Origin of the sequence: Ureibacillus acetophenoni, from assembly GCF_900220965.1 — a bacterium.
Lineage (GTDB): Bacteria > Bacillota > Bacilli > Bacillales_A > Planococcaceae > Ureibacillus > Ureibacillus acetophenoni.
This window is the reverse complement of the sequence record NZ_OBQC01000004.1, coordinates 84876-109894: the sequence shown is the minus strand read 5'-3', so window position 1 is coordinate 109894 and position 25019 is coordinate 84876. Positions and strand designations below refer to the sequence as shown.

The window sequence follows — 25019 nt, the reverse complement described above, 5'->3', positions numbered from 1 at the left end:
ATATGAACAGTTAAGCAGAAAATCTCCCTCTATTTCAAACTTTTTTGCCCCTACCAAATACAATAAGTGGAATTTTTCCCGTTAATATAAAAACGCATGGCAAATTCCTTTACCATGCGTTCCAATCATATTCCCTTCGTCGAAACTAACTTATGCACTTTCCACGAGCCGTTTTCTTTCTTCACTTCCACAACCGTTTCGTATCGGTTTTGAGATTCTCTTGTAGGATAGAAGATGATGAATTCTTCGTGTGTCGTCACTAAGTACGAGCCATCTCCGTGATCTACCACATCCACAACCTCAGTTGAAACGTATTCTTCCGTTATTCCCGCATTTTCTAAGTAAGCGATATAATCTAACGCTTCCTCATAGCGAGGGCCGTCAGAAGTGAGATAAGGGCTCATATGCGAAATGTCACGGAAGTTAATTGCATCCACACTTGCAATTGTATAAGCTTCCATAAACTCTTGCATTTCCGCTCGAAGATCAGTTCCCGAAACTGTTATTGCTTCATCACTTGGTGCGTAAACCACTTCAGAACCTTTCAAAGTATCCGTTGGGTCTACACCTTCGTGATTGTCAGCTTCAATATAGCTTACCTTCCATTCTTGCGTTGATTCGTCGTAAGCTAGTCCAACAAATGAATGAAGTTCGTAATCTTCTAAAGCAGGTGGTTCTTCACCAGCTTCGAAGAATGCGTAAGAATAATCAAACATGGAATGAACTACAACTAGTCCATTATGTGGCCACATGTTATCGGCATTTAATTCAACTTTATTTAATTTACCTGTGTAATAAATATTTTCACGAAGGAGTGGGTCAATTTCAAAGTATAAGAAATCATCCCTCAATATATCTGTAACACTTGTGAAAACGTCTGTTGATAATTGAGCTTTTGCATCTTGCATTTCTTCACCAAATGTAAGAAGAACCTCTTTTATTTTTTCTAGTTGGTCACCAGAAACTAACGATGCATCCACTTCGATGTAATTTGAATCGATAGAATAGGATTTTGATTCCACTTCACCCCAAGGATAGTTCGCAACGACTTTTACTTCCTGCGAACCATCTAAGAAGAGGGGACCGAAGTTGCCGGATTCTCCGTTTTCATCAATTTCGACTTTATTCCCATTCACCAGTAAATGGCTTTTGGACATTAATTCGCCATCGTAATTTACTACATTGACACTTGCTACACCAATTGGAAGCTCGTCCATCGAAACTTTTTCAGAAGTTGAATTCGCTAATGTGACTTCAATTTCCGTAGTGGATTTACCGAATTCATTATCTAAGCTGACATTCACTGTGTAAATACCCGGTAGAAGGGGACCGTATGTGATGCCATCACTATCTTTTTGATCTTTTATTTTCGAATTATTGAATTGCATTTCAAGACCTTCAGTTGGTCCACTATAGTACGCAAATTGGTCGATAGCTTGTACTTTATGCTTTTGGAATATACCAAGGAATTTGCCATCAGGTACAACATTTACTAAACTCTTAAGTTCGTTTTCTTTTAGATCATCCGCTAGTTTTATGAATGCATCCAGTTCATTTTTCGTAGCGGTAGAACCGTTTTCGTAAATTAGAAGTTGCTCTAATTGTTCGGAATCTTTATTTTCAATCGCTTTGTAAAATCGATTTTCTGTAGAATCTTTTGAGAAGTATAGGTTTGCCCAAACTGAAAAGCCTATTATTAGGACAGCCAATGCCCCAACAACACTGATGAGAATCTTTTGCTGTTTTGACATTGGCTGTTTTCCTTTTTGAGGCTTCATTTCTGTATTTAATTTTGTTTGAGATGCAGATTGTTGCTTATCATTAATATCAATAATTTCTGTACCACAATTAGTACACATAATATCAGTGGCTTTTGCTTCATGGCCGCACTCTTGACAGAATTTTTTCATAGTTGAAACCTCTTCAATTTTTATTTTAGAAACTTCCAGGACACTACTACGTCTTATTTACATAAAGAAATCCATATATTTTCCTACTGTGTTGTTCCAAACGATTGTATTTAGTAAGTAAAACAGGATTGAGAAAATAACAATATACACTAAATATGAGTAAAATGAATCTAAACTTTTTGAGCGAATTGTTAAAAGTTTTGTGATAATGAATAACGGTATTGCAGAAATGATTAAAACTAATGAAATTAAAAATAACCAATAGCCAAACTCATACGATTTCACTAAGAAGAAGAACAGTGAAAGAATTGCTAAAAGGATTGATGGAATACTAAGTGTACCTAGTAAACTGACGATTTCTTTCCATGACGAGTCTGGACCAAATAATTTTGCTACGATGAGTAATGAAATGACGATTATCGCAAAAATTGCAAGGGTAAAGATTAACCCTCCACCAAATGCGTTAAAGAAAATCGCACCTGTGTCTACAAAGAATCCAGCAAGCGCATTTGCAAAAACAAATAAAGAAAGACCAATAATCAATGAATAAATAATTATTGAAATAAGTCCGTTTGTAAATTGACGTTCACCTGTACCAAAGATGGATGAAGGTTGTTTTAAATAAGTTAGAAAATAGTTAAAGTACATTTTTGATTGGTCTTTTACCTTTTCAATGTGCACATTTGGTTGTGCTGGCCCAGCTTGTTGGAATTGTTGATGTTGCTGGTGTTGCTGATATTGTTGGCCAGGTTGCTGAAACGGTTGTTGTTGGAATGGTTGGCCTTGTTGTTGGAATGGCGGTTGTTGAAAGTTTGGTTGCCCCGGTTGCCCTGGCTGACCCGGTTGACCTAGGTGTCCTGGCTGACCCGGCTGTCCTGGTTGACCAGATTGAGCTGGTTGCCCCTGCTGTTGGAAGTTCGGCGTTGGTTGACTAGGTTGAACCGGATATCCTTGTTGCCCCAACGGTGGATTTGGATTTTGATTCGGTGCACCACCGGTATTTGTCGTAGCGGCTTCGGTTAATGTACCACCACATTTAGCGCAGAAATTCCCAGTTTCCTGGACGTTCCCACATGCGAAACAATTCTTCATTTTAGTTCTTCTCTCACTTTCTAAAGTATTTATTCAATTATATGAAACTAAAGATAGAGATATATGAATAAAAGTTCAAAATTACTATTTACCTAGAACTTTTTGGTAATATCTCCTATTTATCTATGATATATTGCCAATCATGAACAAACAATGCTTTTTCAATTAAAAATTAAAGTGAATTTTTTCAGAATAATGAAGTGGGATTTATTTTATTTTCATTTGTTTGAAGGAAATTGTTCATACTATTTACAAATTCGTGAACACACCATTCGGTCAAAGGTCTGAATTTGTTTTTAATAGAAGATTTTCGATTACTTACCGAACATTGACATGTTATATTTATGTAGGAAATATTAAAGATGGATTTTAAGGAGTTGTTATCATGTTACATCAGCTTTCGTGGAAAGTCGGTGGGCAACAGGGGGAAGGTATTGAGAGTACGGGTGAAATTTTCTCAATGGCAATGAATCGTTTAGGCTATCACCTATACGGTTACCGTCATTTCTCTTCTCGCATTAAAGGTGGCCATACGAACAATAAAATTACAGTACGACCTACTCAAGTCCGTGCAATTGCGGATGATTTAGATATATTAGTTGCTTTCGATCAAGAAACAATCGACGTTAACTATAAAGAATTAACTGAAAAAAGTATTATTTTAGCGGATGCAAAATTTGAACCGGTAAAACCTGAAGATTCAAAAGCACCGTTATTTGCTGTACCATTTACGGAAATTGCTTCAGAACTAGGTACTTCATTGATGAAAAACATGGTAGCAATTGGTGCTACTAGTGCTTTATTAAACTTGGACAATAAAGTATTCCAAAGTGTAGTAGACGAAATCTTCGGCCGTAAAGGCGAAGAAGTGGTTAAAAAGAACATGGAAGCGATTCAGCGCGGTCACGATGTGATGAGTGAACTGCTTGGAGAGCGTGTAGGTGAGTGGGAATTAGAGCCTGCTGACGGAAAACGTCGTATGTTCGTCATCGGGAATGATGCGGTTGCCCTTGGAGCTTTAGCTGCAGGTTCTCGCTTCATGGCAGCTTACCCAATTACACCAGCTTCAGAAATTATGGAGTATATGATTAAAAAGCTTCCTCAATTTGGTGGAGCAGTTATTCAAACAGAAGACGAAATCGCTGCTGCTACAATGGCAATCGGTGCAAACTACGGTGGTGTTCGTGCATTTACTGCATCAGCTGGACCTGGTTTATCGTTAATGATGGAATCCATCGGTCTTTCTGGTATGACAGAACAACCATTGGTAATCTTTGACACGCAACGTGGAGGTCCATCAACGGGTCTTCCTACGAAACAAGAACAATCTGACTTAATGGCGATGTTCTATGGTACGCACGGAGAAATTCCAAAAGTAGTAATTGCACCGTCAACTATAGAAGAAGCGTTCTTTGATACAATTCAGGCATTTAACATTGCAGAGGAATTGCAATTACCAGTTATCGTGTTGACTGACTTACAATTGGCACTTGGTAAACAAACTGCTGATCCATTTGATTATTCTAAAATTGAAATCCGCCGCGGTAAAATCGTTGAAAGCGAACTACCTGAGCCGGAAAATAAAGATTACTTTAAACGTTTTGAAAATACGGATGACGGCATTTCACCACGTGTATTCCCAGGTACGCCAAACGGAATTCACCATGTAACAGGTGTTGAGCACGATGAAACAGGTAAACCAAATGAAGCACCAGGTAACCGTCATATCCAAATGGACAAACGTTTCCGAAAATTAGATTTCTTAAACTTTGATACACCTGTGTATGTGAACGCTCCTCATGAGGAAGCGGATGTTTTATTAGTTGGATTTAACTCAACTCGCGGGGCAATCGAAGAAGTTCAAGAACGTTTGGGTGCTGAAGGCGTGAAAGTGAACCACGCACACATTCGTTTATTATTCCCATTCCCTGCAGCTGAGGTTGCTCCTTTAGTAGCTGGAGCGAAAAAGATTGTTGTTGTGGAAAATAATAAAACAGGCCAACTAGCAAACATTTTGAAAATGAATGTTGGCGGTCACGATAAAGTGGCAAGCATCACAAAGTATGACGGTACGCCGTTCTTACCACGTGAACTAGAAACTAAAGTAAAGGAGCTGCTTGACTAATGGCTACATTTAAAGATTTTCGTAACTCAGTGAAACCTAACTGGTGTCCTGGCTGTGGCGACTTCTCAGTGCAAGCAGCGATCCAACGCGCTGCAGCAAATGTTGGAATTGAACCACATGAATTAGCAGTCGTTGCTGGGATCGGTTGTTCAGGTCGTATCGCAGGATACATTAATTCATACGGATTCCACGGAATTCACGGCCGCGCATTGCCGTTAGCGCAAGGGTTGAAAATGGCAAACCGCGATTTAAACGTTATCGCATCAGGTGGTGACGGTGACGGTTTCGCAATCGGTATGGGTCATACAGTACATGCGATCCGTCGTAATTTAGACATTACTTATGTTGTAATGGATAACCAAATTTATGGTTTAACGAAAGGGCAAACGTCACCGCGTTCGGCACAAGGTTTCATTACGAAGTCAACACCAGGTGGAGCAATCGAGCCTTCATTGAAACCTCTTGAAGTGGCGTTATCTTCTGGCGCAACATTTGTTGCACAAGGTTTCTCAACAGACATTAAAGAGTTAACGGCTTTAATCGAAGCAGGAATTCAGCACAAAGGATTCTCATTCATCAACGTATTTAGCCCATGTGTTACATACAACAAAGTAAATACGTATGATTGGTTCAAAGAACACTTAACGAAATTAAGTGACGTAGAAGATTACGACTCTTCTGATAGAGATTTGGCAATGCGCACAGTCATGGAAAAAGAAGGTCTAGTAACAGGCATCATCTACCAAGACAAAGAAACTCCATCTTATCAAGAAAAACTTTCTGGCTACGCTGCAGAACCGCTAGTTGAAGCGGATCTATCTTTAAGCGAGTCTGATTTTGAGGCGTTGGTTAAGGAATTTATGTAATGGATTGGGCACGCTCCTTTGATGGGGGCGTGTTTTTTATTGTTATACAAGGAATAATGGACAATACAGATGAAAAAATGTAGGAGAATTGTCCATTAAATAGGTGATAATGGACAAAACCCATGGAGAAAGTAAGGGAATTGTCCATTAACTAGGTGATAATGGACAAAACAGGTGAAAAAAGCAAGGGAAATGTCAATTAACTAGGTGATAATGGACAAAACAGGTGAAAAAAGCAAGAGAATTGTCCATTAACTAGGTGATACTGGACAAAACCCATGAAAAAAGCAGGTGAACTGTCCATTAACTAAGTAATAATGGAGCAATAGCACCTGCATAAAATAGAAAACATTTTAATTATACATTTTCCCACGTTTTCTTCCTTCTGCACTTAAGTTACTTTCCAAAATCCTTTGAATCCTCTTCCTCGATTCCACCACACCCCCACACCAATCATACACTCGACTCGTCGTAACCTTCTCACTCGGAAACAGTAGCCTAAACTCCCTCACACAGCGCAGCACTGCTGAAGTAACCGACTCCCGATGACTGCACCCTATGCAAACGCAACTGCGACCTTCAACAGTAACTATAAACGAACCGCACGCCTCACACGGAATCCCTTTCTTCAACTGATCGTACTCAAATTTAGGAATCTGTTGAAAAGGCTTTTCCGATAAGTGAAGAGACATTAATTTTTCCGCAATCGCCCTATGTTTATTCGTAATCGTAGATGATTTTGCACTTAATTGATTAATAAATCTTTCTATTTATGTTGGTAAAATAAAAGGTTTGTCCATAGGGGCTTGATATAATGTAAACTGTGGATTAACAAAAACAACTGTGGATTTGATGGGGAATCTCAATCCAAAACTTTCTAGTAATTGGCGTAACAACGTATCAGAGCGCATCAACTGCACGAGGGGGTTCACGATGTCAACGTTTCTCGTTTTGGGGAAGAGTTGATCCGACGCCGAATCGTAATAATAATCGCCTTCAAAATTTTTAACCTCAAAAACATGAATACAATCTGATGTAATTAACAAAGAATCAAGTTGAAAAGTCTTTTGGTTCATTTGCAGAAGCAAGTCGTTCAAGATTAAACAATCGCACCTAACCTGTTCCAAGTAACGATCAAACAGCACCTCACCCTCGAATCCCTTTCGTAGATTGTAAAAATTTAGCATGTCCTTTTCCGCTAATTTCATCCGATTATTTAGAGATTCGAAGATCAATAATTCAGTAGACTTCTTCCTATTTTTTATAATCAATAAAATTTCACATCCTTTATCATCCTTTACTCACTATTCTATTAAAATATCCATATATTTCAAGCGCGATAAGTTTAACAAATTCTTAACCAACTATTTACATCTACTCTAAAATATTCCGCTAAACTCTATCTATCCGAGTTTGTAGAGGGGAAGTCATCTAGTGAAATTATCTCGATATATTAAGGTTAAAGACCGGTTAATTATGCTAATGATTGTTTGTATCATATCAAACGTTATTTTAGTTGTGTTTAGCATGGATTATTTGAGGAAGATGGAAAACAATTCGGTCCTCATGTACGAGCAGCGCCTTCTTGCGATGAATGCTTTTACTGATTTTGATCTCGCTATCGACCAAGAGGATTATGAAAAGGCAAATGAAATACATAAAAGTTTAGGCGATTACCAATTTGATGCCAAAATGGAGTTATACATAAAAAATATAAAAAGCGAGCTGGACAATCAAAATAAAGAAGATATTCTAGCAATCTCCGAGGAAACCCAACTTTATATTGTCGATCGCGCAAAAAGTCAAATCGAAGCATATAAGGAAGATATCTCATTTGGTTACGGACTGCTTATAGCAGTGTCGCTTATCATGATTGCCATCGTGGTTTATTTCGCTGTAGTTGGGACAAGGGCTGTGAACAGGCCGACCCGCGAATTAAAGAAACTGCTAATCTCTGCTGGACAGGGGGACTTTACGAAGTCAGCTACATATGATTCGAAGGATGAGCTCGGCGAAGTAATGCGCAGCTACAATCAGATGGCGGCCGAAGTGAAAGAGCTTTTGAAAACTGTTCAAAAAAGTGCAAAATCCGTTGACGAATCAAACCTACAATTACAAAACGCGTCTGAAAAAACAACGCAGGCTGCAAACCATATTTCCAATGACGCGACTGATTTAACGAGAGCAACAGAGCGTTCTGCTGAACAATTAATGATGAATACAGCAGCCATTCAGGAAATTTTTACGGGGATTGAATACATTGCAGAAAAAATGCAATTGATTGATACTAGCATGAAAAAGACCGAAGATGAGGCCAATGAAGGGGTTCAATTCGTTTTAGAACATAAGGAAAAAATGAATGAAATTGAGCTTGCCGTTCAAAAAACGAATAGTAAAATGCTAGATTTAGCGAACAATTCAAAAGAGATTGGCCAAGTGATTCAAATTATTAATTCTATAGCGGAACAAACTAGTTTGCTAGCTTTGAATGCAGCGATAGAAGCTGCTCGCGCTGGAGAATACGGGAAAGGCTTTAGCGTAGTTGCCGCGGAAGTGAGAAAACTAGCCGACCAATCTGTACAATCGACAAAAGTCATTGAAGGTATTGTGCAAAAAATCCAGCATGATTCAACAGAATCGATACATTACATGGATCATGCAATTCAATCAGTACACGTAGGCTTTGAAACAACTGTACAAAGTGCAACGAAATTTGAGCAAATCGTTTCTGGGGTCAATGAAATTGGTCCACAAATTGAAGAGGTTTCTTCAACGATTAATCAAATCAAACAAAATACAAAAGAAGTGGCTGACAACTCATCCGAATTAAGTCATTTATTCGACCATAATACCGCGAGTATAAAGCAAGTTTCTGATTCAACGGTTGATCAATTAAATTCTACCCGGGACATGCACGAAGAAATCCAAAAAATTACAAGAAACATTCAATCTCTGAAACATGCAATTCAAAGATTTAAGGTGAATAGTTGATAGTAATTTAATAGTTTGCTAAAATTTTAGAAAATTCAGGGTTCCTATTTGTTTTAGGAACCCTATTTTATTAGCAAAAGAGGCGGAAATTAAATGAAAAAAATTTTATTAACTGGTTTCGAACCATTCCTAAATTTTAAAATGAATCCAACAATGCAAGTAGTAGAAGCACTAACTGGAAAAGTGATAGAAGATTACGAGATTTGCGGTCGTATATTAAAAGTAGATTTTAAAGAAGCCGCAACGCAATTGAAAGAACACATCAACGAGATTCAGCCGGACATCATTATTTCATTGGGCTTGGCTGGTGGCCGCTATAAAATTACCCCTGAGCGAATCGCCATTAACATTCAAGACGGAGAGCCTGACAACAACGGATACGCCCCGGTTGATGCGAAGATTAGTGAAGAAGGCGCCGATGCGTATTTAACGAATTTACCGATCCGTCGCATGATTGATAGATTAATTAAAGTTGGCTACCCATCCGAAATCTCTAATACTGCTGGAACTTATCTTTGCAATAATATTATGTATGAAGGACTCGCGTACGCAAAACAGAGGGGAGATGTGTTGGCTGGTTTTATTCACATACCTGCGTCATTCGAGTTAGCAATCCAACACGGCAAAATCCCAGGTTGGAATCTTCGGGATTTAATTGATAGTATTGAGCTTTGTATAGAAGAAGCAGTGCACGAGCACAAAGACCGTTAATCAATCCATTCATCGTTCTACTTTATAATTAATGTAGAGCGATGTTTTTTTAGTGCTTTTTAATTGAAAAACCAAATATAGAGAATAAACTTGAAGTTAGGATGAATCCCCCAAAAGTCGCGAGCTGGGAATCTAACGTAGAAGTAGGTATAAATATGAATAATATTATCGATTTTCTTCAATTAAAACAGAAAAAACAAACGGCCAAGCTAGAAAAAGTATTTTTGAAAGCAAACTCACTTCAACAACCAGAGCTCATTAATCAATTAGTGGAGGATAAAGAGCTAGCTGTACAAGATCATAAAATGTTTTTGGCATTTCTTACTTATCTAGAAGAAAAACAAATTGAGCCCGCAACTATTTTCAATGCAGTTTTAACCTTGCCGAAACATCAATTCGAAGCCCAGTACGGTATGAATTGGCATTCGGTTGTGCAACTATGTTTTACTTTTCTAACAATCTTAAAAGAGAGCGATCCAATCCAGTACGAACAGTTTATTTCACAAGAACAAATTTAATTTCTACCTTTCCAGATGCAATCCAATGTAAATTATGTCAAATCCGCATCTTTTCAAGTAATCATATTGTTCTTTTCCGTTGTTTGTCGGTATAATAATATAATGGAATTCGAATGTGCAAATCGCAAATTTTAACTCAATTCGCAAACTGCATATGTAAATAAAAATAAATAGTTCGAACCCCATTTGAAAGGAGTAAAATGTTCGATGAATGAAGAACAACGTGTAGCAAGTCAGCAAGTGAATCAACCAAAACCTTCAAATACAAAAACTGAAAAAGACTATAGCAAATATTTCGAGCGCGTTATTACAGCGCCTTCCTTAAAAGATGCAAAAAAACGTGGGAAAGAAGAAGTAAAATATCATAAAGATTTCGCTATCCCGGAAGAATTCAGAGGTATGGGCGAGGGGCGTAAGTTTTTCATTCGTACATACGGTTGTCAAATGAATGAGCATGACTCAGAAGTAATGGCTGGGATTTTCATGGAGCTTGGCTATGAACCAACTGACAATATAGAAGAAACAGATATCGTTCTATTAAATACATGTGCGATTCGTGAAAATGCGGAAAACAAAGTATTTGGTGAACTAGGATACTTACTAAAATATAAACGTGAAAATCCAGAAATGCTCATCGGTGTTTGTGGCTGTATGTCCCAAGAAGAATCTGTTGTGAATAAAATCCTTACTCAATACCAACACGTTGATATGGTATTCGGTACGCATAACATTCACCGTCTACCGAACATTTTAAAAGAAGCGTACATGTCAAAAGAGATGGTTGTGGAAGTTTGGTCAAAAGAAGGGGACGTACTTGAGAACCTTCCGAAAAAACGTAATGGTGCCATTAAAGCTTGGGTAAACATCATGTACGGATGTGACAAATTCTGTACATACTGTATCGTTCCTTACACTCGTGGGAAAGAGCGTAGCCGTCGTCCAGATGAAATCATTCAAGAAGTTCGTGAACTTGCGGCTCACGGTTACCAAGAAATTATGTTACTTGGCCAAAACGTAAACGCATACGGAAAAGATTTCACAGATATTGATTACCGTCTTGGTGATTTAATGGATGAGTTACGCAAAATTGATATTCCGCGTATTCGTTTCACAACGAGTCATCCACGCGACTTCGATGATCATTTAATTGAAGTGTTAGCAAAAGGTGGCAACTTAGTTGAACATATTCATTTACCAGTTCAATCTGGATCAAATGATGTTTTAAAAATTATGGCACGAAAATATACGCGCGAACATTTCTTAGATTTAGTTCGCAAAATTAAAGAAGCTATGCCAAATGTTGCATTAACAACTGACATTATCGTTGGTTATCCAAATGAAACAGAAGAACAATTCCAAGAAACGATCGATTTATATCGTGAAGTTGGGTTTGAGATGGCGTTCACTTACATTTATTCACCACGTGAAGGTACGCCAGCTGCTAAAATGGTAGATAATGTACCAATGGAAGTGAAAAAAGAGCGTCTTCAACGATTAAATGCAGTGGTGGAAGAATTCTCTTCAGCTGCACTGAAAAAATATGAAGACCTTGAAGTGGAAGTATTAGTTGAAGGAACAAGTAAAAAACGTGATGACATGCTAGCTGGTTATACACGTCGCAATAAATTAGTAAACTTTGCTGGGCCAAAAGAGCTTATTGGTCACATTGTAAAAGTAAAAATTACGGATACAAGAGCGTATTCATTGCGCGGAGAATTTGTTGAAGTAGTAAAACGACATGAGGTGGAAGTATAATGACGACAAAACTATACACAAAAGAAGAAATCGTAGAAAAAGCAAAAGAAATCGCACACATGATCGCGAATACTGAGCAAGTTGATTTTTTCAAAAAAGCAGAAGCGCAAATTAATGAAAACCAATTCGTTCGTGAAAAAATTGCTTCACTAAAGACTTTACAAAAGCAAGCGGTTAATTTCCAACATTTAGGTAAAGAAAGAGCGTTAAAACTAGTTGAAGGAAAAATTGAAGCAATCGAAAAAGAGATTGATGAACTACCAATCGTTCAAGAATTCAAACAATCTCAATTCGAAGTGAACAATTTATTACAATTAGTATCGAACGCAATTGCAAACAGTGTGACTGATGAAGTGATTGAATCTACTGGCGGCGACGTTTTAAAAGGTGAAACAGGTTCAAAAGTGCGTAACAGCCAACCTGGAAGCTGTAATTAATTCAATGAACATAGGGCTATCTTGAAATTTTAATTTCAAGGTAGCTTTTTTTATTTTTCTCCATTAATGTCCCAGAACAATTTGAAACTTCAACATACATTAAATATTGTTACGGGAGGTGAGAATTATGTCATCAAACTTCGTTGGTGGAGCGTATAATAACAATGGGAACGGATTCGCTTTATTGGTTGTATTATTCATTCTTTTAATTATTGTTGGTACAGCTTTTGCTAAAAATTACTACTAATTAATTAAAAAAAACCGTCGCTATACAACTAATAAATGAACACCTTCAAAGACTAGGGCAAATTGCTCTGGTCTTTTTATGTTCGATTTCCTTGTACATATATTCAAATCTCTTCATCAATCTCTGAAACGAAGTATAAATCCATCAAACATTAACAAACTATCTTTGAAAGTAAATTGGATAGGAGGTTTTTTGAATGAAGCAAAATCCACAACGAAAAGTTCAAAAAACGAATAAAGATTTTATTCCGAAAGAGGAAATGATCAGAAATATTGAAAAAAATATGGAGACTGCTGAAATCAATATGGATTATGCAGGTAAAGAAGAACTGGAACACTTGCAAGAAAAAAATGAACGTCGCAGGCATGAAATTCAAAAGTTAAAAAATGAACCTTTAGACTAGAATCCCACCTGGTTTATCTAAATATGTAACAATAAAATTTTTGCACCATCATTGCTTATCAAAGCCAATGATGGTGCTTTTTTAATTGTCTAAATTGTTTGTGCACCTGGTACTTAAATTTATTTATTTTTCTCGAATAATTTTGCAAAAAAGAAAAACCATCTTCCACCTAGCTGCATACAATACATCATGTGAAGTGCCCAAAGCAATGCTTCGACATCTACTATTAAAAATCGCACTCCCTCTATGGCGTTTGATTTTCAATAGAGATGGTGCCTAAATTAATTTCTCCTATCATTTCACCAATTAGGCACATGTCGCATACTATAGGTCGACTAGTACAAAGGAGGAAAGAATTTGAAACGTTTGCGTCAAATCGTGACAAAAGCGGTTGTTGCTAAAGGGAAAAAGAGAATTGAATCGAGTGAAGTTTTACGTCCACCACATACACCAACAAGTATTCTAGGATGCTGGGTGATCAACCACCATTACCATGCTAAAAAACATGGGAAATATGTAGAAATCACTGGTAAATTCGATGTGAACGTATGGTATGCATTCAATAACCATACAAAAACAGCAGTTTACACAGAAACAATTAACTACAAAGATCGTGTGAAATTACACTATCGTGATGAAGATGTAATTGATTCGGATGATGTAAAAGTACGCGTATTACAACAACCAAACTGTATCGAAGCGATTATTACTCAAAACGGTGACTGCTTCAATATCGTCATCGAACGCGAATACTTAGTAGAAGTAATCGGAGAAACAAAAGTAGTTGTTTCTGTACATCCAATCGAATACGAAGAAGAGTGGAAATTCAACAATGACGACGATGATGAATCATCTTCAAGCTCATCTTCTTCAAGTTCTTCATCTAGCTCATCATCAAGCAGTAGCAGTAACGACGAATCATCATCATTTCGCAAAAGATAACTTTTGAGAGCGCCTTTCTACGCCAATGTGTAGATTATAGGCGCTCTTTTTTCTACTTTTGTTATAATAAAGTAAGGTTATTTTAAAGAATACGACATCACTTTTATATACAATAAAATAGTTGTAAAATGTACCTTTACTAGATTTGAAATTACGAGAAGTTACCTTAACTATAAAGTTTAAGGTTAGGTAAGAGAGGAATACAGTATGACAACATATACACCAATGATGCAACAATATTTATCCATAAAATCAGAATATGAGGATGCTTTTTTATTTTATAGACTTGGGGATTTTTATGAATTGTTCTTTGATGATGCCTTAAAAGCATCTCAAATTTTAGAAATTACGTTAACTGGGCGGGATGCAGGTATTTCTGAACGTATCCCAATGTGTGGCGTACCGTATCATTCTGCTCAAGGGTATATCGAAACCCTTGTTTCAAAGGGCTACAAGGTTGCTGTATGTGAGCAAACAGAAGATCCGAAGCAAGCAAAAGGTGTTGTAAGACGTGAAGTGGTTCAGCTTATTACACCAGGGACAATCACAGAAGGTAAAACAATCGATGGCAAATCAAATCATTACATTGCAAGCGCTGAGCAGTTCACTGAGAATTCATTTGCCTTTGTTTATCTTGACATTTCTACGGGGGAAGCGAATAGTTCGATTATCGAAGGGGGCGTTAAAGCTCTTCTTCAACAATTGCAAACTTATAATATTCGTGAACTTGTTGTGACAGAACAGTTGCAGATTTTATTAGCCGAGCAAGCGAGCCAATTAGGAATTGTTTTGTCGGTGGAAAAAGAAGAAATGGATACAGAAAAGGCGAGTCCTTATTTAATTCATTTACCAGATGCGTTGAAGGGTGTAGCAAAGAGTTTATTGCAATATATTGAAAGAACACAAATGCGCTCGTTATCCCACATTCAACCTTTCACTTATACGGAATTAAAGCAGTATTTACGAATCGATTCGAACTCTAAGCGAAATTTGGAGCTTTTGCAATCCATCCGTGGCGGTGACCAAAAAGGAACGCTTTTATGGTTGTTAGACGAAACCGTTACGGCGATGGGTGGACGTAAACTAAAACAATGGTTGCACCAGCCGTTAGCTAGTGAGGATGCGATTAATAAACGATTAAACATTGTGACGGATTTACTGGATGAATTTTTTGTTCGAAATGAACTTCGTGAGCTTCTAAAAAGCGTATATGATTTAGAGCGCTTAGCAGGGCGTGTAGCTTTTGGAAGTGTCGGAGGACGTGATCTTGCGCAACTTCGTGAGTCCTTGCGTCAAGTACCCATGATTCGTGAACAGTTAGAGGAGAGCGGGAAAGAGACGTTAGCCGCCCTCGGAGGGAGTCTAGATGATTGCACAGAATTGGAGCAACTATTATCTCGAGCGATTACTGATCAACCGCCAATCTCTGTAAAGGAAGGGGACGTAATCCGCGAAGGCTATGATGCAAAACTTGATGAACTACGTTTTGCATCCCGAAACGGTAAGGATTGGATTGCTTCATTAGAGCAAAAAGAACGTGAAATTACTGGCATTAAAAACTTGAAAATCGGATATAATCGTATTTTTGGTTATTTTATTGAAATAACAAAATCTCAACTTGGGAACGTAGATTTATCTCGTTATACAAGAAAACAAACGTTAGCGAATGCTGAGCGATTTATTACAGAGGAATTAAAAGAAAAAGAAGCGATTATTTTAAATGCGGAAGAGCAAAGTTTGGCGTTGGAATATGATTTGTTCGTCACGTTACGTGAAGAAATAAAAGCGTTCATTCCACGATTACATGCTCTAGCATCGGCGATTAGCGAACTAGATGTGTATATTAGTTTTGCGGTCGTTTCCGAAAAATATCGATTTGTAAGACCCGTATTCCACGGTAGGCGCGCTCTGAAAATTGTGAATGGTCGTCATCCAGTAGTAGAGAAAATGTTACATAAGCAAACTTATGTGCCAAATGACTGTATTTTGACGGAAGATAAAAACATGATGTTAATTACTGGACCGAACATGTCCGGTAAAAGTACATACATGCGTCAAGTAGCATTGATTGTAGTGATGGCACAAATGGGTTGTTATGTACCGGCTGATGAAGTGGCGCTTCCTATCACCGATCAAATCTTTACACGCATCGGTGCAGCGGATGACCTTGCAGCTGGCCAATCGACGTTTATGGTTGAGATGTTGGAGTCACAACATGCGATTACAAATGCAACGGAGCGAAGTTTGCTGTTGTTCGATGAAATCGGGCGCGGGACATCAACTTATGATGGGATGGCATTGGCACAATCAATGATGGAGTATATTCATAACGAAATTGGTGCAAATACTTTATTCTCAACTCACTATCATGAATTAACCGCACTAGAGAACGAGCTCGCTCGCTTGCAAAACGTTCACGTAAGTGCAACGGAAAAAGACGGTCGAGTAGTTTTCCTTCATAAAGTGAAAAAAGGCGCAGCTGATAAAAGTTACGGTGTCCATGTGGCGCAGCTTGCTGAAATGCCAGCGGAGATTATTGAGCGGGCACAGGTTTTATTAGACGAGTTCGAGTCAACTAGTCGAGGTAATGTAGGTGAAATTAAGGCTAGGGAAACCGAGTCTGAACTACAATTGTCTCTATTTGAAGAAGTGAGTACTACGAAATCAAAAACGCCTGTCTTGGAGCTTTCAGATGCAGAACAAAATGTCTTACAACAACTTGAAAAACTAAACATTATGGGGACAAGTCCAATTCAAGCTATGAACATTTTATATGAATTGCAGCAAGAGTTGTTGAGTAAGAAGTGATGAGGCGTTAATTTGAACTAAAGACAAAAATCTTTTATTTCTTTGGAAAAAGTTAAGAAGAAGCGACTATCTAGACAAAATTTTTTGATTTTCTGAAAAAGTGTCAAGAAGAAGCTGCTATTTAGACAAAATCTTTTAATAATCTGAAAAAGTGTCAAGAAGATGCTGCTATTTAGACAAAATCTTTTGATAATCCGAAAATATGTCAAGAAGACGGGTCTATTTAGACAAAATTTTCTAATACTCCGGAAAAATGTCAAGAACACGTGACTATCTAGACAAAATTTCTTGATTTTCCGAAAAAGTGTCATAAAAAAGCAAAACCCGAAACGCAAATAGATAATAAAACAAAAGGAGGCGATCACCCATGGGCAAGATTCAAGTAATGGATGAATGGTTGTCGAATAAAATTGCTGCTGGGGAAGTGGTGGAGCGTCCTTCTTCAGTGGTGAAAGAATTAGTGGAAAACGCAATTGATGCGGGGAGTACATCCATCGAAGTTTTTCTTGAAGAAGCTGGACTAACATCCATTCAAGTAACAGATAATGGAAGTGGGATGGATGAAGAAGATGCTCTTTTATCCTTTGGACGTCATGCGACTTCCAAAATTTCGACTGAACGGGATCTTTTCCGCATCAGAACGCTCGGGTTCCGGGGTGAAGCACTCGCCTCCATCGCATCAGTTTCCAAAATCACATTGAAAACATCCGATGGGGAGACGAGTGGTTTGGAAGTGCAGTTGGAAGGTGGCCATGTCATCTCCAACACGCCCACTGCATTTAGAAAAGGAACCGACATTACCGTGTCCCAATTGTTTTTCAACACACCGGCGCGGTTAAAATATTTAAAAACAATCCAAACAGAACTTGGGCACACAATTGATTTAATGAATCGTCTAGCACTTGCCTATCCCGAGATTGCGTTCAAACTTGTACATAATGGAGGAATTCTTCTTCAAACGAATGGTAGAGGGAATGTGCAGCAAGTGTTAGCCGCGATTTACGGTATGCAAAATGCGAAAAAGATGATTTCATTCCAGACTGCATCAAATGACTATAAAGTGCATGGATTTATTTCATTGCCGGAAGTGACAAGGGCTTCGAAAAATTATATGTCGATTTTTGTAAATGGCCGATGGGTAAAACATTACTTAATACAAAAAGCCATTGTTGATGCATATCATACGTATTTACCGATTGAGCGTTATCCGATCGCTGTCATCTATGTAGAAGGTGATCCACAATTAACGGACGTCAATGTGCATCCAGCGAAACTTCAAATTCGATTAAGTAAGGAACAAGAGTTATTGCCTTTAATTGAGAAAGCGGTTCGCGAATCCATACGTAGTGCGATTCATGTTCCTTTAGCACAGAAAAAGGAAAAACCTACTCGTGTGCCTAGTGAACAACTGAACATTTGGAAAAATAATACGTCATCATTTAATGAGAACAAATTAAATGAAATCGTGCAAAAATTAAATGCGGATAAACCTGTAGTGAAAGAAGTTCCTGATACGGATTTTATTACGAAACCTTATGAACCGAGTACACCAGAGTTAGATCTTGGTGAAGCGGTTATTGAAAATAAAGTAGAAAGTCCCGTTGAAAAAGATACTACTTTCGAAATTTTCGATGACCATCAAAACAGTGAACCTGAAATCAGCTCTATTGAAGAGAAAAAAGAACCATTCCCGGATTTAGAAATCGTTGGGCAAATACATGGAACGTACATTGTTGCCCAAATGGAAGACGGATTTTATTTAATTGATCAACATGCCGCTCAAGAACGAATAAAATACGAATATTTCCGTGATAAAGTAGGGGAAGTCAATCCAAATGAACGACAATCTTTATTATTGCCGTTAACGTTTCATTACTCAGCTGACGAAGCATTGATCCTAAAAGAGAATCGTGAAGCACTAGAAAATGTCGGTGTTTACTTGGATGATTTTGGCCATTCTTCATTTGTAGTGCGTGAACATCCAACTTGGTTTCCACAAGGTTTTGAGCAAGAAATCATTGAGGAACTGATCGAACAAGTATTACAAACAAAACGCGCGGACGTGAAAAAACTGCGTGAAGAAGCAGCCATCATGATGAGCTGTAAAAAATCGATAAAAGCAAACTACTTCTTAACAAAGGATCAGATGGTTGCATTACTTGCCGATTTAAAAAAGGCCGACAATCCATTTACTTGCCCCCACGGCAGACCTGTCATGATCCACTTCTCTACCTATGAAGTGGAGAAAATGTTCAAGCGCGTCATGTAAATTGTTTGTGTACCAATTGTTTGTGTACCAGGTACACAAACAATTGCGAATATTCAGAATTGTTTGAGTGACAGGTACCCAAACAAATTCACCAATTTTAAAAACGAAGCTTAACATAATTAATAAAGGAGGTAAGATTCATGTATTCATATAAAGATCGAGCAGATATATTTAACACCCTCAATAGTTACTCGTTTGATGTTCTTGTCATCGGTGGGGGGATTACTGGGGCAGGAATTGCACTAGACGCAGCTTCACGTGGACTGTCGGTTGCCCTAGTTGAAATGCAAGATTTTTCAGCTGGAACATCGAGCCGTTCGACGAAATTAGTACACGGGGGTTTACGTTACCTAAAACAATTCGAAGTCGGATTAGTTGCCGATGTTGGCCGTGAGCGGGAAATCGTCTATGAAAATGCTGTTCATGTTACAACACCTGAGTGGATGCTACTACCTATCTATAAAGAAGGGTCCCTTGGTTCAGTCACAACCTCAGTTGCTTTAAAACTTTACGATCGACTAGCGAATGTGCGAAAAGATGAACGTAGAAAAATGCTCTCCAAAAAAGAAACGTTGGAAAAAGTGCCTTTCCTGAAAGAAAAGGATTTAAAAGGCGCGGGCTACTATGTTGAATACAAAACAGACGATGCTCGCTTAACTATGGAAGTTATCAAAAAAGCGATTGAATACAAGGCGATCTGTATCAATTATTCGCGGGTAACCGATTTTATTTACAATAAGAAAAAGTTAGTAGCAGCAAATGTGAAAGATGAAATTACAGGTAATAAAATTACGATCCACGCTCACCAAATTATCAATGCAACTGGTGCTTGGATTGATGAATTACAAGCACTTGATCAAAAACAAAAGAAAAAACAACTTCGCCTGACAAAAGGAATTCACATCGTTGTTGACCAATCTGTACTCCCGCTAGAACAGGCATTGTATTTTGATAACGAAGATCGACGGATGGTATTTGCGATTCCAAGAGATGGGAAGACGTATGTTGGTACGACAGATACGTTCTATGAAGAGGACCCGATTAATCCGGTAGCAACAAGTTATGATGTTACTTATTTAATCAACGCACTTAATCATATTTTCCCAGAACAATATGTAACTGTAGAACACGTGGAGTCCACATGGGCTGGGGTTCGTCCGCTCATCTATGAAGATGGAAAAAATCCATCAGAAATCTCAAGAAAAGATGAGATTTGGACTTCGAAAAGTGGATTAATGACAATTGCAGGAGGGAAATTAACAGGCTACCGCAAAATGGCAGAAGAAATCATTGATAAAATTGTGAAGAAACACCGATTCAAACATGCAACACAATGTATAACGAAGGCATTAGCGTTATCCGGTGCGAAGGGGTTAAACTCTAAAAACTTCGAAAGTTATATTAAAAACAAAGCTAAAACTGGAGAATCGTTTGGCTTTACTTATGAAGAAGCGAAACAATTAACTGCGAGATATGGTACGAATGTAGATGACGTGTTTATTCATGGTAAAACATATAATACTGATATGGAATTACCTTTAACTTTATATGCAGAATTAAACTACGCCATTGAAAAGGAAATGGTATATACTCCTTCAGATTTCTTTATTCGCAGAACTGGAATGCTTTATTTTGATATTGCTAAAGTTGAAAAGTATAAAGATGCGGTTGTGAAACTTATGAATGAAATAATCGGTTATTCTGAGACGGAAAAATTAATTTATCAAACTCAGCTTGAGCTATTTATTGACGATGCAAAAAATCCGAAATAACCCTCAGGATTCCATTTTTTGAATTTCCAACCATTAATTAGTACAATAAAGGCAAATACAACGGTGAGTGCAAAGCTAGGAAACATCAGAACAACAAAAGCTGCAAGTAAAAACGTACTAGGGGGAACTAGATTGACTAAGCGTTCAATGGAGTTATTGATTAGTGATGGCCATCGTATCTTTGTTCGTATTTATGAACCAGCTGGCGAAGTAATTGGGCGTTTTCACATTTTACATGGGATGGGGGAGCATAGCGGGCGTTATGATGCCTTTGCAACTTTGCTAAGTGAACTTGGATATTTCGTAACACTTCACGATCATCGAGGTCACGGAAAAACTGCAGAAATAAATGGTAAATTAGGCTACTTTGCAGATGAAAATGGATTCAATCGAGTTGTAGAAGATGTTTATGAAGTCATACAAAATGTTCGATATGATTACAAACCTGTGCCAATCTACATTTTTGGCCATAGTATGGGTTCATTTATTGCACGAAGATTTATCCAGCTTTACAGCGATATTGTTGATGGTTGTATTTTATGTGGTACTGGAGCGACTACATCTTTGCACAAACTTGGAAATGTAGTAGCGAAAACAATGGCTAGAACAAAAGGGAAAGATGCAAAAGGTACGCTCATGAATGAGTTATCTTTGGGTGGGTTTAATAAGCAGTTTAAAAATACAAAAACTGGCTATGACTGGCTAACGTCAGATCAAGATGAAATTCAAAAGTACATTGATGATCCTCTTTGTGGTTTCATTGCAACAAATCAGTTTTTTGTTGATTTAACAGATGGCTTATTACTCATTAACCAAAAAGAAGAAAATGAGCGAATCGGAAAGGATTTACCGATTTTATTGATTAGTGGTAGTGTAGACCCTGTAGGGCTTAACGGAAAGGGCGTCTATAAAGTTGCCAATCAATTAAAAAATGCAGGGCTACAAAATGTTGTCATCTATCTGTTTGAAGGCATGCGCCATGAAATATTAAACGAAGTAAATCGAGAGCAAGTATATAATGTAGTTACACGGTGGTTAAAAACAAATGACAAATCAAAAGCAATTTGAGGTAGTAGCCATCGTTGGCCCCACTGCTTCAGGAAAAACAGCATTAAGTATAAAAATGGCCAAAGAATTTAATGGAGAAATCATTAACGGCGACTCTATGCAAATTTATAGAGGTTTAGATATCGGAACGGCGAAAATTACTGAAGAAGAAATGGAAGGCGTTCCGCATCATTTATTGGACATAAAAGAGCCTACAGAAAGTTTTTCCGTCGCTGAATATCAAAAGTTAGTGCGCGAAAAGATAGCTGAAATTCAGGGGCGTGGGAGGCTTCCTATTATTGTGGGAGGAACGGGTTTGTATGTGCAAGCGGTTCTCTTTGATTTCCAATTTACTGAAGAAAAAGTGGATGAAGAGACGCGACAGGCGTACTACGAGGAACTTGAGCAGATCGGTCCTCAAGCAATGCATGAACGGCTTGTGAAACTTGATCCGGAAACGGCGAAAACGATTCATCCGAATAATACAAGACGTGTCATTCGTGCCCTTGAAATGATAGAGCTTACTGGTGTATCGAAGGCTAGAGAGGAATTTAACCGCGGGTCGATCCCGTTATACAATCATTTGATCATCGGGCTTGATATGGACCGTGAAAAGCTATATGAGCGTATTAATTTACGTGTGGACATCATGATGGAAAAGGGTCTACTGGAAGAAGTGAAGTCGTTATATGACCGCGGCATTCGCGATGTACAGTCGGTTCAGGCGATTGGCTACAAGGAATTGTATGCGTATTTCGATGGGAAGTTAACCTTAGACGAAGCGATTGAGGATTTAAAGCAAAACTCTCGGAGATATGCGAAAAGACAGTTAACGTATTTTCGAAATAAGATGGATGTTCAATGGATTGGAAATAACTGGAGTGAAATAATAAAATTTTCCAAATTATTTGGATATTAAGAAGGAATTTCGTCTATAATTGTAGAATGTAAACGAACAGGTAAAATCTGTACAATACTATAAGGAATTAATGAGGTGTATGTATGAAATCAATTAATCTACAGGATACGTTCTTAAATACTTTGCGTAAAAGTGGCACTTATGTAACCGTGTTTCTATTAAATGGATTCCAACTAAAGGGCCAAGTAAAATCATATGACAATTTTACAGTTTTATTAGAAACAGAAGGCAAACAACAACTGATCTACAAACATGCCATCTCAACATTTGTACCAGCTAAGAATATCTCCATGAATGATAATGTTGAAGAAAATGCATAACCTCTAAATCGGCAGTTTTATAACTAGCCGATTTTTTTTATGGGGAAGGGATATGGGATGTTGGTGTGGGGATGGTACCAGGTACACAAACAATTTAGAAAATTCAGAATAGTTTGTGTACCTGGTACCGAAACAATTTGAAGTTAACTTTCTAGCCGATTTACGTACTTTTCATTATAATGTCTATAGAATGTGAAAGAGGGGTTTTTATATCATGAAAACAATGACAACTGAAGAAATTATTAATTTACTTGATGCAAACGAAGATCTAAATATTATTGATGTTCGTGAAGATTTTGAAGTCGAGAACGGAATGATTCCTGGAGCGATTAATATTCCATTAGGTTCGATTCCTGAGAAAGTAAATGAGCTGGACAAATCTAAAGAATACATCCTTGTTTGTAAAGGTGGCGTTCGTAGCGCAAACGCTTGTGAATATCTTGAATCACAAGGTTTTAACGTAGTAAACCTTGAAGGCGGCATGATGAGCTACGATGGAGAATTAGAATTTAAATAATTCAATTGATTGGGCACACAGGAGAGGTAATCTCTTCTGTGTGCATTTTTTGAAATTGTTTGTGTACCAGGTACACAAACAATTCTGAATATTTGGAATTGTGTGGGTACCTGGCACCCACACAATTTTAGGGTTCACGTAAAATCGGAAGTGTACAACAGCGGAAGGAGCCGCCTGATTTTATGATTTCCGTTATATCTACTTCTATGACTTGGAAGCCCCGGTCGCGAAGTTGTTTATTAACATTTTCGTTAATTGGGAGGCTTAAAACCCGTTTGTTTCCGATGTTTAATACATTTGTACCTAATTGAAATTGTTCTTCTTCAGATACTTCGATAAGTTCATAACGACTTGCGAAATAGTCAATGTCTTTTTGCGTCAGGGCATTTGGGTAAATTAGTGCCACTTCTGGTGAGACAACATTAAATACACAATCTAAATGCAGATACTTTTCTTTAAAATCGATTGGAATAACTTCGTATTGAACTAATAGCCGCTTTAATTGTGCTGCAGCTTCTTCATTTGTTCGATCACTTAGTCCAACATAAATGGTATTTTGATCGATCATGACGTCTCCGCCTTCGATCCGTTCCCCAATCAAATTATAGTAAGAGATTTCCTCATCTTCGAGCCATTGTTTTAACACGTTTTGCTCTCCAAAACGAACGTCGGTTGCCATTTCAGCAACGAAAATCGTTTGACCAAGAGTAAAACCGATATCCCTTGTGAAAACTTGTTCAGGATATTTTTTATGGTATGGCAATAAAATAACTTCCACATCATTTTCTTTAAGAGTTCTTACCAATACGTCATGTTGTTCAAGTGCACGCTCAATGTGAATACCTTCATTTTCAAAATGTTTTTGTGTTTCATTAATCACATCGCGGATATTCATATATTGCGGCTGACAAAGAATGACTCGTTTTAAAACATCATATTCACTTTTACAAAATGTCTTATAAGGATTTTCTCCCATGTAATATCCTCCAAAATCTCTTTATTCTCACTTTCATTATTTTCTCCGAAAGAGGTGTGATTATTACTCTGAATAAAAATAGGTTTTTAAAAGTTTTTAGGTAAATATAATAAAGGAAAAATTTCGCTTATTGTATAAAGTGGGGTTAAAAAGGGATGAAATAAGGAGAGAAATTACCCTTAACTCGTTTAAAAATGGCAAAATCCAATGATTTGGGGAAAATAAGTGGAAAAGCTCCACTTATTTTCAGGTAATTTACACAATTTCTAAATATAAAGGGAAATTCTCCGCTTACGTTCATTCCTTTTACTACATGCGGAGCTCCCACTCGAAAATCAATCAACTTCTATTTAAAAAAACGCAAACTACTGATATGATGTTATAGGAATTCATT

The 25019-nt window shown here is 37.6% G+C and carries 21 protein-coding genes; 17 read left to right on the top strand and 4 right to left on the bottom strand.

Going from position 1 to position 25019, the window contains the following annotated elements:
• Nucleotides 1-125: 125 nt before the first annotated feature.
• Together CRO45_RS07810 and CRO45_RS19830 are read right to left on the bottom strand one after the other, a co-directional pair.
• Complete coding sequence (locus CRO45_RS07810) at nt 126-1910, bottom strand: TcaA NTF2-like domain-containing protein (protein WP_097149105.1); 1785 nt, start codon at nt 1908-1910, stop codon at nt 126-128.
• 57 nt (nt 1911-1967) lie between these two features.
• Complete coding sequence (locus CRO45_RS19830; RefSeq protein ID WP_101956402.1) at nt 1968-3002, bottom strand: Yip1 family protein; 1035 nt, start codon at nt 3000-3002, stop codon at nt 1968-1970.
• A 385-nt stretch (nt 3003-3387) separates the two neighbouring features.
• Between CRO45_RS19830 and CRO45_RS07800 the strand changes: the two genes are divergently transcribed.
• Both CRO45_RS07800 and CRO45_RS07795 read left to right on the top strand, forming a co-directional pair.
• Nucleotides 3388-5127, top strand: a complete 1740-nt coding sequence (locus tag CRO45_RS07800; protein WP_097149104.1) for a 2-oxoacid:acceptor oxidoreductase subunit alpha — start codon at nt 3388-3390, stop codon at nt 5125-5127.
• Nucleotides 5127-5993: a 2-oxoacid:ferredoxin oxidoreductase subunit beta gene (locus CRO45_RS07795; protein ID WP_097149103.1), complete on the top strand. Its 867-nt coding sequence runs from the start codon at nt 5127-5129 to the stop codon at nt 5991-5993. Before CRO45_RS07800 ends, CRO45_RS07795 begins: the two co-directional genes overlap by 1 nt.
• Before the next feature lie 770 nt (nt 5994-6763).
• Here CRO45_RS07795 and CRO45_RS20375 read toward each other — a convergent pair.
• Nucleotides 6764-7180 (bottom strand): nuclease-related domain-containing protein, encoded by a 417-nt coding sequence (locus tag CRO45_RS20375; protein WP_328588615.1) that lies wholly within the window; start codon nt 7178-7180, stop codon nt 6764-6766.
• Between the two features lie 247 nt (nt 7181-7427).
• Here CRO45_RS20375 and CRO45_RS07785 point away from each other — a divergent pair, with 247 nt between their 5' ends.
• From CRO45_RS07785 to CRO45_RS07715, 15 genes are all read left to right on the top strand, one after another.
• Nucleotides 7428-8984: a methyl-accepting chemotaxis protein gene (locus CRO45_RS07785; RefSeq protein ID WP_097149102.1), complete on the top strand. Its 1557-nt coding sequence runs from the start codon at nt 7428-7430 to the stop codon at nt 8982-8984.
• 93 nt (nt 8985-9077) lie between these two features.
• On the top strand, nt 9078-9695 hold the full coding sequence (locus tag CRO45_RS07780) for a pyroglutamyl-peptidase I (protein WP_097149101.1): 618 nt from the start codon (nt 9078-9080) through the stop codon (nt 9693-9695).
• A gap of 155 nt (nt 9696-9850) precedes the next feature.
• On the top strand, nt 9851-10213 hold the full coding sequence (locus CRO45_RS07775) for a hypothetical protein (protein ID WP_097149100.1): 363 nt from the start codon (nt 9851-9853) through the stop codon (nt 10211-10213).
• 207 nt (nt 10214-10420) lie between these two features.
• Nucleotides 10421-11968 (top strand): tRNA (N6-isopentenyl adenosine(37)-C2)-methylthiotransferase MiaB, encoded by a 1548-nt coding sequence (gene miaB, locus CRO45_RS07770; protein ID WP_097149099.1) that lies wholly within the window; start codon nt 10421-10423, stop codon nt 11966-11968.
• Nucleotides 11968-12405 carry a RicAFT regulatory complex protein RicA family protein gene (locus CRO45_RS07765; protein WP_097149098.1) on the top strand — a complete coding sequence of 146 codons (438 nt, stop codon included), beginning with the start codon at nt 11968-11970 and terminating at the stop codon, nt 12403-12405. The genes miaB and CRO45_RS07765 overlap by 1 nt, the downstream gene beginning before the upstream one ends.
• Before the next feature lie 127 nt (nt 12406-12532).
• The gene (locus tag CRO45_RS07760) at nt 12533-12652 is read left to right on the top strand and encodes a YjcZ family sporulation protein (protein WP_097149097.1); all 120 of its coding nucleotides are present in this window, start codon (nt 12533-12535) and stop codon (nt 12650-12652) included.
• Between the two features lie 196 nt (nt 12653-12848).
• Nucleotides 12849-13055 carry a hypothetical protein gene (locus tag CRO45_RS07755; protein WP_097149096.1) on the top strand — a complete coding sequence of 69 codons (207 nt, stop codon included), beginning with the start codon at nt 12849-12851 and terminating at the stop codon, nt 13053-13055.
• Between the two features lie 357 nt (nt 13056-13412).
• Nucleotides 13413-13997: an outer spore coat protein CotE gene (gene cotE / locus CRO45_RS07750; protein WP_097149095.1), complete on the top strand. Its 585-nt coding sequence runs from the start codon at nt 13413-13415 to the stop codon at nt 13995-13997.
• A gap of 207 nt (nt 13998-14204) precedes the next feature.
• Complete coding sequence (gene mutS / locus CRO45_RS07745) at nt 14205-16805, top strand: DNA mismatch repair protein MutS (protein WP_097149094.1); 2601 nt, start codon at nt 14205-14207, stop codon at nt 16803-16805.
• Nucleotides 16806-17172: 367 nt separating this feature from the next.
• On the top strand, nt 17173-19074 hold the full coding sequence (mutL, locus tag CRO45_RS07740; protein ID WP_097149093.1) for a DNA mismatch repair endonuclease MutL: 1902 nt from the start codon (nt 17173-17175) through the stop codon (nt 19072-19074).
• A gap of 140 nt (nt 19075-19214) precedes the next feature.
• The gene (locus CRO45_RS07735; protein ID WP_097149092.1) at nt 19215-20846 is read left to right on the top strand and encodes a glycerol-3-phosphate dehydrogenase/oxidase; all 1632 of its coding nucleotides are present in this window, start codon (nt 19215-19217) and stop codon (nt 20844-20846) included.
• Between the two features lie 132 nt (nt 20847-20978).
• Nucleotides 20979-21914, top strand: coding sequence for an alpha/beta fold hydrolase (locus CRO45_RS07730; RefSeq protein ID WP_235864546.1), 936 nt, complete (start codon nt 20979-20981; stop codon nt 21912-21914).
• Nucleotides 21892-22812, top strand: coding sequence for a tRNA (adenosine(37)-N6)-dimethylallyltransferase MiaA (gene miaA / locus CRO45_RS07725; RefSeq protein ID WP_097149091.1), 921 nt, complete (start codon nt 21892-21894; stop codon nt 22810-22812). Before CRO45_RS07730 ends, miaA begins: the two co-directional genes overlap by 23 nt.
• Before the next feature lie 83 nt (nt 22813-22895).
• Nucleotides 22896-23132 carry an RNA chaperone Hfq gene (gene hfq / locus CRO45_RS07720; RefSeq protein ID WP_097149090.1) on the top strand — a complete coding sequence of 79 codons (237 nt, stop codon included), beginning with the start codon at nt 22896-22898 and terminating at the stop codon, nt 23130-23132.
• Between the two features lie 214 nt (nt 23133-23346).
• Nucleotides 23347-23649, top strand: coding sequence for a rhodanese-like domain-containing protein (locus CRO45_RS07715; RefSeq protein ID WP_097149089.1), 303 nt, complete (start codon nt 23347-23349; stop codon nt 23647-23649).
• Nucleotides 23650-23776: 127 nt separating this feature from the next.
• Here the strand turns inward: CRO45_RS07715 and CRO45_RS07710 are convergent, their stop codons facing one another.
• Nucleotides 23777-24625: a dimethylarginine dimethylaminohydrolase family protein gene (locus CRO45_RS07710; RefSeq protein ID WP_097149088.1), complete on the bottom strand. Its 849-nt coding sequence runs from the start codon at nt 24623-24625 to the stop codon at nt 23777-23779.
• Between the last annotated feature and the right edge of the window lie 394 nt (nt 24626-25019).